Origin of the sequence: Azovibrio sp., from assembly GCF_049658005.1 — a bacterium.
Classification (GTDB): domain Bacteria; phylum Pseudomonadota; class Gammaproteobacteria; order Burkholderiales; family Rhodocyclaceae; genus Azovibrio.
This window is the reverse complement of sequence record NZ_JBASOH010000108.1, coordinates 1-1,640: the sequence shown is the minus strand read 5'-3', so window position 1 is coordinate 1,640 and position 1,640 is coordinate 1. Positions and strand designations below refer to the sequence as shown.

Genomic DNA, 1,640 nt, shown 5'->3' with positions numbered 1-1,640 from the left:
CGCTAACACCGCTTACAACCGTTATTAGGCCTAAAGGAAAGATTACGTCTATATTTTTCAAATTATTTTCAATAGCACCGATAACTTGAATCGCTTTATCTTTAATTTGCGGGCGTCTTTTTTTAGGAATATCAATTTTTTTAATACCAGCTAGATATTGACCAGTTAATCTGTTAGGATTTTTTGAAATATCTTCGGGAGTCCCAAAGGCCACTACTTCGCCACCAGCCACCCCAGCACCTGGACCAATATCTAATAAATAATCAGCATGGCGAATCGTATCTTCATCATGTTCAACTACGATTACTGTGTTCCCTAAATCTCTTAATCTTTTTAAAGTCTCAATTAAATGATGATTATCTCTTTGATGTAAGCCAATAGAAGGTTCATCGAGTACGTATAAAACGCCCTGAAGACCTGAGCCAATCTGAGTCGCCAGTCTTATTCTTTGTGCTTCACCACCTGAAAGAGTATTAGCAGCTCGTCCTAATTCTAAATAATTAAGACCAACCCTTTGCATAAATTCTAAACGCGCAATAATCTCTTTAATAATCTGCTCGCCAATTAATTGTTCTTGTTTATTTAGCTTAAGGTTGTTAATAAACATATCGAGCGCATTATCGACATCTAGGTTACAGATATCCATGATATTTAAACCGTGAATAGTAACAGCTAATACGACCGGTTTTAATCTAGCGCCTTTGCAGACATAACACTCATGCTCTCGCATAAATCTTTCGATGTCTTTTCGGATAAAATCACTGTCAGTTTCTTTGTGGCGACGTTCAAGATTCGGAATTACACCTTCATAAGTAGTTTCATAAAATTTTCCGTTGGAAAGCTCGACATTATATTTTTGATCTTCCGTACCATAAAGTATTTTATTTATAATATCAGCACTTAATTGTCGTACTGGAACTCGCAAACTAAAATTATGCGCTTCTGCTAGAGCCGCAAGCTTTTTCATATACCAAGCTTCGCTGTTCACACGATTAAATGGCCTGATTGCGCCTTCAGATATCGTAAGATTAGCATTAAAAACTAAACTGGGGTCAATTTCTAATCTGTTACCTAAACCGGTACAAACCGGACAGGCACCTTGTGGAGCATTAAAACTAAAAAGTCTGGGTTCTAATTCGGGTATTTCTTCATTAGGATGGTTAATACAAGCACGTCTTTGACTAAAGACGAAATTTTTATCATTGTCAACATCAAGTATTTCAACTAAACCGTCAGTCATGGTTAAAGCCTGTTCAATTGATTGAGAAATTCTATTACTGGATTCCATCGAAATTGCCACCCTATCAACAACTATTTCGATATCATGTTTGATATTTTTATCTAATTGCGGAAATTCTTCTAAAGTATAGGTAATTCCATCAACCCTAGCCCGCATAAAACCTAAACGAGTATACTTTTCAGGAATATGCGCGAATTCGCCTTTTTTGGATTTTACAATAGGAGCTAAAATCATCAATTTTAAACCTTTAGGAAAATTCATAACTTCATTCACTATATCTTCGGCGGTTCGCTTACTAACCGTCTCACCACAAACAGGACAATGAGGCACACCGATACGGGCAAATAATAAACGAAGATAATCGTAAATTTCAGTTACCGTTGCAACGGTACTACGAGGA

The 1,640-nt window shown here is 36.6% G+C and carries 1 pseudogene; it reads right to left on the bottom strand.

Features of this window, described 5'->3' with window-relative positions:
* Positions 1–1,640 (bottom strand): annotated as a pseudogene (locus tag WBH99_RS09475) (hypothetical protein); the annotation flags it as partial.